This window comes from Pseudomonas sp. IPO3778, from assembly GCF_013386825.1.
Taxonomy (GTDB): Bacteria; Pseudomonadota; Gammaproteobacteria; order Pseudomonadales; family Pseudomonadaceae; genus Aquipseudomonas.
This window is the reverse complement of record NZ_JACARC010000078.1, coordinates 36,626-43,840: the sequence shown is the minus strand read 5'-3', so window position 1 is coordinate 43,840 and position 7,215 is coordinate 36,626. Positions and strand designations below refer to the sequence as shown.

The window sequence follows — 7,215 nt, the reverse complement described above, 5'->3', positions numbered from 1 at the left end:
TACCCCCAAGCAACAAAAGGCCGTCGCCCAACCGCGTCGGCCTTTTTTTTAACTGTTTTCATGAATGATAAACAAACTCATTCCGGTTTTTGGCGGGTGCTGCGTCTTATTAAGGCATGTGAGCAAAGCCGGTCGGGCAGGGCAGCCCAGGCACCGAGCACGTTCAGCAGAAAAGATTTCGTCGTTGTTCAGCCAGATGACCGTGACCGGGGAGGGCGCGGCCAGCGAGACGCTAAACGTTGCCCCAAGGGGTTCGACAGTGCGGGCTCAATTGCGCTGACAGCAGCGGGCCTTTCGGCCAAATGGACTTCCACTTTTACCAATAATAGAGAGCACGATGTCAGCAATTCATGAGTTGAAACCCCTGTTCAAGGCACTCGTCATGTCCCGCAGCTTGCGGTCGCGCCGAGTGTTGACCGGTTTGGGGCTGGTCTGCGCGTTACCGCTCAGCGCTCAGGCAATGGCTGAAGACGCCAGCTTCAATATTGCGGCGCAACCGCTGCCGCAAGCCTTGCAAGCGTTCGGTCAGCAGGCCAACCGCCAAGTGATCTACAACGCTGACGACATGGCCGGCCTCAAGAGTCATTCGGTCAGCGGCAAGATGAGCCCGCAGGCGGCCATCGCAGAGTTGCTCAAGGGCACCGACGTTCGCTACAGCACCGAGGGCACTACGTTGATGCTGGTGCGTGGGGGCGTCACGCAAGGCCTGGAACTGGGCGCGACCAACATCAGCGCACAGCAGGCCGGTGCGACAACGGAAGGCAGCAATTCGTACACCTCCCACGCCGTGACGATCGGCAAGGGCACTCACACCCTCAAGGAAATTCCGCAGTCGGTCACCGTGATGACCCGCAAACAGATGGACGACCAGGACCTGGTCGACCTCAAGGACGCGCTCAACCAGACCACCGGCGTCGTCGGCCTGCAGGGTGTCGGCAAGGGCCTGATCATTTCTTCACGCGGTTTCCAGATCGACGACTGGCAATACGACGGTGTGCCGATCCCGCGTAACACCTATGCGCTGGGCAACTGGGCAACCCAGGACCTGATTTTCTTCGACCGCCTGGAAATCCTGCGTGGCGCCTCCGGCCTGTTGCAAGGCACCGGCAGCCCGGGTGGCGCGATCAACCTGGTGCGCAAGCGCGGCCAGGCGGCCCCCACCGTGACGGTGACCGGCAAGGCCGGCTCCTGGGACCACTACGGTCTGCAAGTGGATGCCGGTGGCCCGTTGAACCAGACCGGTACGATTCGCGGCCGCCTTGTTGCCGACCAGGACCAGAGCAATTCGTTTATCGACCACGTGTGGGACCGCACGCTTTCGCTGTACGGTGCGCTGGACTTCGACCTGAGCGAAGACACCACCCTGGGCGTTGCGGTCAGCCGCTCCGATGGCGACTCGCGCCCCATGATCCGCGGCTTGCCACGTTACGCCGACGGTTCCATGCCCGATATCTCGCGCTCGACGTACACCGGCGCTCGCTGGAACCATTCGGACATTGACGTCACCACGCTGTACACCGATCTGGAGCATCGCTTCAACGACGATTGGTCGTTCAAGGTCGGTGCGGTGCGCATGACGGAAGACAACCAGTCGAAAAACCAGCGGGTACAAAGTGCCGGTGACGGTCTCGAGCCGGATGGCAGCGGTGTGCAATATGCGAACTTCGTCACCGACTTCGACTCCACCAAGGTCGGTCTCGACATGAACCTGACCGGCAAGTTCGAAGCCTTGTCGATGCAGCAGGAAGTCATGCTGGGTGGCAACTACTCGCAGTTGAAAACCGACGACCGTCTGGCCCGTACGTTCACTAACAGCAGCGACACTATCTTTGATCTCAACCACGATCGCGCGCCGATCAGCTACGACGGTTTGATCAATACGGCGGGCGGTCGCGGAACCCTGAGCAAATACGACATCCGTCAAAAGGGCATCTACGGCAGCTGGCGGGTCAAGCCGGTCGACGACCTGACGCTGGTCCTCGGCTCCCGTGTCAGTTGGTACAACTACAGCTATAAATCCCAGACCCAGACCTCAGCCGCTGGCATCACCCCGAATGCTCCAAGCACTTCAACCGAAACCGGGGAAGTCACGCCTTACGCCGGTATCGTCTATGACCTGAGCCGCGAGTGGGCCGTCTACGCCAGCTACACCGACGTGTTCCAGCCGCAGACTGCGCGGGATGTGAACGGCACGGTGCTCAAACCGGTGATCGGCAGCAACTACGAAATCGGCCTCAAGGGCGAGTTGATGGATGGTCGGGTCAATACCTCCCTTGCCATCTTCCGCTATGACCAGGAAAACCGTGCGCTCAATGACCTCGCCGGGGGCATGGTCTGCGATGGCTGGTACTGCTCGGTTGCCGCAGGCAAGGTGCGCAGCCAGGGTATCGATGCGGAAATCAGCGGTGAAGTCGTCGACAACCTGCAGTTGTTCGCCGGCTACACCTACAACACCACCAAATACCTCGACGACCCGGCCAACGAAGGCAAGGTGTTCAGTACCTGGACGCCAAAACACATGCTGCGCGTCTGGGGCAACTATCAGTTCACCGGTGACTGGAACCGTGTCAGCACGGGGCTGGGCTTCACGACCCAAAGCCATACCCTGGGGTATGAGCACACCTACGACGTGCCAGGTTACACCGTGTGGAATGCCCGCGTCGGCTACCAGCTAAGCCCGGAAATCGGCCTGGCGGTGAATGCCAACAACCTGTTCGACAAGAAGTACATCGCGGCGGGTTACAACCAGCTCGATGGCAACAACAACTTCGGTGACCCGCGCAACCTGATGTTCACCGTGAAGTACACCCCGCAGTTCTGATGCACTGACGGGTTGCACACAACCGGCCCACGCCCCTGAACCAGGAGCGTGGGTCGGTTTTTTTGTGCTCGGCTTTTGCCTGGGATAAACCTGCGGGCATAAAAAAACGCAGAAGCCAAAGACTGCTGCGTTGGGTGCTGCCGCGTTCGATCACTCAGTCGTGCAGCGCCTTCTCGCAGGCGAGGAACACGCTTTCGAACGACGCCAGCAAGGATTCGCCGTAGATCATGCTGCGGTGGGGCAGCGGTGAATGAACGCTGCCTTGCAACTGACCGCTGACGGTGTGCTCACGCAACACCTGTTCTGAATGCAACACTTGCTCCAGGGTCTTGTGGGACAGCGACCACCAGCAACTGGCTTGGACCTTGAGCGTCGGCAGGGTAAAGGCATCGAAGGATTTCACCAGGCGATCATGGATCGCGAACGCCTGGGCGTTCATGATTTCCTGTTTGATCGCGTCCAGGGTCGCCACCATGTCCTGTTCACTCGTCGCCGCCTGCTGACTGGCCCAGTGGTAGAAACCCTTGAGGTCAATGCCTGGGTTCTCGGCAACGAAACGCGCCGCGGGTTCTTCCAGGTGGGCAAACATCAGGCTGAACATCTCCACGGCGGTCGCCAGTTCGTTTTGCGCGCTGAAGTGCTCGGGGTTGTCCTCTTCCAGTGGCTTGCGTGGCAAATCGGCGGGCAAGGCACTGTCCGGCAATGTGGTGTCGACCAGGCCGAGAAAGGACACCTGATGCCCCTGATGCTCCAGTTCGGCGGCAATGTCCATGGCGATGGCGCCGCCCAGTGACCAGCCCATCAAGCGATAAGGGCCTTCGGGCTGCTGGTCGACGATCTGGCGCGTGTATTCGGCAATCATCTGCGGCCAGGTCTGGGCGTGGGCGTGTTTGTCGGCAAAGCCCTTGTGCATCACGCCGAACGTACGCGCGTGCGGGCTCAGGCGTTTGGCCAACGGTTGATAGCAAAACACGATACCGCCGCTGGGGTGCAGGCAGAACAACGGCGGGGCGCCGCTGGCAGAGGTCGACAGTTCGACCACGCATTGCGCTTGCTGTTGATGCTCCATGGCAATGAACCGGGCGAGGGCTTCCACCGTCGTGTGAGCGAGCATGTGCTGCAGGGCGAGTTTGATGCCCAGGCGTGTGTTGAGTGCGGCGATAAACTGGATGGCCAGGATCGAATGTCCGCCCAGCTCGAAGAAATTGTCATCCAGGCCTACCCGCTCGACGTGCAGCGTTTCCTGCCAGAGTTCAGCCAGCGCTTGTTCCAGTGGCGTCTGCGGGGCTTTGAAACGGGCGTGGGGCTGGTTGAGGTCAGGCAATGGCAGCGCCTTGCGATCCACTTTGCCGGAAGGGCTGACAGGCATGGCCGTCAATACCAGCAGGTGGCTGGGCACCATATAGCCGGGCAAGCGGCTTCTCAATTCAGCCTTCAGGGCATCGCGCAGTTCATCGCGTTGATCGCTCGACGATTGACGGTCACTTGGCACCACATAGCCGATCAGTTGCAAGCCCGCCGTACCTTCCCTGGCCACCACCAGCGCTTCGCGTACGGCGGGGGATTGCAGCAGGCATGATTCGATCTCCCCGAGTTCGATGCGGAAACCGCGAATCTTGACCTGATGATCAAGCCGGCCGACATACTCGATCACACCGTCGGCGCGATAGCGGGCCAGATCACCGGTGCGATACAACCGTCCGCCATCGGCGCTGAACGGATCGGGCATGAAGCGTTCGGCAGTCAGTTCCGGGCGCTGGAAATAGCCTCGGGCCAACAGGTCGCCGGCAATGACCAGCTCGCCGACGACACCCACCGGCACGGCCTGGCCGCCGGGGTCGAGTAGATAGATGGCGCGTCCGGCAAGGGGGCGGCCGATCGGCATGGTTTTCGGCAGCGGGGTTTTTCCGCTGACGTAATCGCTGCAATCGAGCACGGTGGCGCTGACCGTGGTTTCCGTCGGTCCGTAGGTGTTGAGCAGCCGTACGTGGCCCAGCCCGGCCTTGCCCCAGGCGGCGACGCCTTCCGGCGGCATGGCTTCACCGCCCACGATCACCTGGCGCAACGGGCCGTAGTCGCGAACCCCGGCTGCGGCAAAATCCTTGGCCAGCATGTTCCAGTAGGTGGTGGTCAGGTCACTGACGGTGAACTGCTTGTCCAGCAGTTGCCGATACCAGGTGTCGCTGTCCCAGATATCCGGCCCGCGCAGGACCACCGAAGCGCCACAGATCAGCGCCGGATAGAGTTGCTCGACAAACGCATCGAAGTTGAACGTGGCAAATTGCAGCGAGCGATCCTGTGGGGTCAAGCCAAGGAAATCCAGGGCCACTTGGGCGTGTCCAGCCAGTGCCGCCTGGGTGATCCCCACGCCTTTGGGGCGGCCGGTGGAGCCGGAGGTGAACATCACGTACGCCAGGTTATTGCCTTGGGTACGGCAGACCGGGTTCTCGCTCTGCGGGCTGTCGAGCAACGCCCGCTCATCGACGCACAGCACGTTGACCGCAGGCACCGACGGCAGGCGCTCAAGCAAGGCGCGCTGGCTCAGCAGGACGCTCAGGCCGCTGTCTTCGATCATCCATGCCAGGCGTTCCTGCGGGTATTGCGGGTCGAGTGGCACATACACGCCGCCAGCCTTCAGCACCGCCAGCAGGCTGACGATCATGTGCGCGGAACGCTCGACGGCGATGCCCACCCGCACTTCCGGGCCGACACCCCACGCGAGCAGGGTGTGCGCCAGCGCGTTGGCGGCCGAATTGAGCTGGGCGTAGTTCAGGCGCACATCGTCGCAAATCAGCGCGAGGGCGTGGGGGGTGGCCAGTGCCTGGTTTTCGAACCGCTGATGAACACCCTCAGCCGGTAACGTGGACGCGGGTGGATTCCATTCTTGCCGTTGCTGGCGGCGCTCGGCCTCGCTCAACAACAGCAGTTCGCCGACGGCGATGCCCGGTTGTTCGGTGAGAGCCTGCAGCATATTTTGCCAGTGCCCGGCCAGTCGCCCGATGGTGGCGGAGTGATACAGGTCGCGGCTGTACTCGATATTGGCGTCGATCCGGTTCAGGGTGTAACTGACGTCCAGGGACAGGTCGAACTTGGCCTGTCCGATGCCGGCATCAAGGAAATCCAGGGTCAGCTCACCCAGGTCCAACGGCCCGGTACCTGCGGCCTCGGTGCGCCAGTTGAACAGCACCTGGAACAACGGGTTGATCTGTTGGCTGCTTTGCAGCTGCAGGTCGTCGAAGCTCAGCTCGAGCGGATAATCGGCATGATCCAGCGCCGCCATGGACTCACGGCGCAGGCGCAGCAAAAAGTCCGTGGACGACATTTGCGGATCGATGCGCACGCGATACACCTGGGTGCTGACAAAGAAGCCGACCAGGTCCTGGATCTCGCTGCGGTTGCGCGTGGCGTTGGGCACGCCCACGGTGAAATCGTATTGGCCGCTGTAGCGGCTCAAGAGCAGTTGCCAGGCGCCTAACGCAACGACGAAGGGTGTGAGCCCGTGCTGCCGGCAAACGCGGTTGATGGCTTGGACCAGCGGCGCGGGCAGGCTGAAATCCTGGTTGCCCGCCGGATGACGGTGCTGGTCGTTGCGGGGTACATCCACCGGCAAGTCGAGGGGCGCAAGGGACTGGCCCAGATAGTGTTGCCAGTATTCGGCACTGGCTTTGCACGCCGGGCTGTGGAGATAGTCACCGCGCTGCCAGTTGGCGTAGTCGGCGTACTGAATAGCCGGGCGTGGCAAGGGCGAGTGAGTGCCGACGGCGGCTTGTGCATACGCCCGGGTAAGGTCTTGCATCAGAATCGCGTTGGACCACGCATCCGAGGCAATGTGATGCATCGTCAACAGCAGCAGGTGCTCTTCATCCGCGACGCGCAAAAGGGCTGCGCGTATCAGCGGTGCCTGCTTCAGATCGAAGGGCTTGGCGGCCTCGGCGCGCGTGCGTTGGGCAATCTGCTGCTCCCGTGCTTCGGCGTCGAGGTGGCGCAGGTCTTCGGTCAGGAGCGTCAACATCGCGTGCTCATCGACCACTTGCATCGCCACGCCGTCGATCTCGACAATCGCGCTGCGCAGCACATCGTGGCGCTCAACGACTGCGTTCAGTGCCGTTTCCAGACGCTGCGCGTGCAGTGCGCCGGTCAGGCGCACGGCGCGCGGCAGGTTATAGGCGCCACTGTCGGGATTCAGCTGTTGCACGAACCACAAGCGCTGCTGGGCGAATGAGAGTGGCGCCCGTTCTGGGTGGGGGCGGGCAATGATGCCTTGGGATTGCTCGCCGGCATCTGCCATCAGCAGCGCCAGTACCTCATCATCGAGTAAGTCGTTCATCGGGCTCTCGTGGTTGGCAGCACCGTGATCGCTGACAGCGTTGCCGACAGTCGGGTCCACGGCGATA

The 7,215-nt window shown here is 61.8% G+C and carries 2 protein-coding genes; one reads left to right on the top strand and one right to left on the bottom strand.

Annotated features, from left to right (window positions below; translation table 11 throughout):
• Positions 1-337: 337 nt before the first annotated feature.
• Positions 338-2,821, top strand: coding sequence for a TonB-dependent siderophore receptor (locus HX855_RS30375; RefSeq protein WP_177083049.1), 2,484 nt, complete (start codon positions 338-340; stop codon positions 2,819-2,821).
• 154 nt (positions 2,822-2,975) lie between these two features.
• Here HX855_RS30375 and HX855_RS30370 read toward each other — a convergent pair whose 3' ends face one another.
• On the bottom strand, positions 2,976-7,148 hold the full coding sequence (locus HX855_RS30370; RefSeq protein ID WP_256352945.1) for a non-ribosomal peptide synthetase: 4,173 nt from the start codon (positions 7,146-7,148) through the stop codon (positions 2,976-2,978).
• Positions 7,149-7,215: the final 67 nt, after the last annotated feature.

What these genes read in the sequence shown, in the direction of transcription:
- HX855_RS30375 (WP_177083049.1), top strand. Translation starts at nt 338, where the DNA reads ATGTCAGCAATTCATGAGTTGAAACCCCTGTTCAAGGCACTCGTCATG.
- HX855_RS30370 (WP_256352945.1), bottom strand. Translation starts at nt 7,148, where the DNA reads ATGAACGACTTACTCGATGATGAGGTACTGGCGCTGCTGATGGCAGAT.